Origin of the sequence: Mesorhizobium sp. M0152 (genome assembly GCF_040322415.1) — a bacterium.
Lineage (GTDB): Bacteria > Pseudomonadota > Alphaproteobacteria > Rhizobiales > Rhizobiaceae > Mesorhizobium.
This window is the reverse complement of the sequence record NZ_JAMYTH010000137.1, coordinates 1-579: the sequence shown is the minus strand read 5'-3', so window position 1 is coordinate 579 and position 579 is coordinate 1. Positions and strand designations below refer to the sequence as shown.

General features: G+C 63.2%; 1 protein-coding gene. It reads left to right on the top strand.

All coding sequences use genetic code 11. From position 1 onward, the window contains the following. On the top strand, nt 1-579 hold a 579-nt coding region (gene tnpC / locus NKJ26_RS33505; protein WP_352700138.1), incomplete at both ends, for an IS66 family transposase.

Genomic DNA, 579 nt, shown 5'->3' with positions numbered 1-579 from the left:
CTGGACGTCGTGCCGCCGAAGTTCCGGGTCATCGTCACGCGCCGTCCCAAATACGCTTTCCGGGGCCGTGACGGCGTGGTCCAGGCTCTGGCGTCGGCGCACATCGTTGAAAGCGGCCTGCCGACGGAGCGGCTGCTCGCCTACATCGCCGTGTCGAAATACGCCGACGGCCTTCCGCTTTACCGGCAGGAGACGATCTATCTGCGCGACGGTGTCGAGATCAGCCGGTCGCTGATGGCGCAGTGGATGGGGCATCTGGGCTTCGAGTTGCAGATGCTCGCCGATTACATCCTCGAGCGTGTGAAGGAGGGCGAAAGGGTCTTCGCCGACGAGACGACCTTGCCCACCCTTGCCCCCGGTTCCGGGAAAACCACGAAAGCCTGGCTATGGGCCTACGCACGGGATGATCGACCCTATGGCGGAACCAGTCCGCCAATGGTTGCCTATCGTTTTGAGGACAGCAGAGGCGCAGATTGCGTGGCGCGCCACCTCGCCGGGTTCAGCGGTATCCTGCAAGTGGATGGCTACTCGGCCTATACCAACCTGGTCAAGGCACGGGCCAAAGCCGGCAGCAATGAA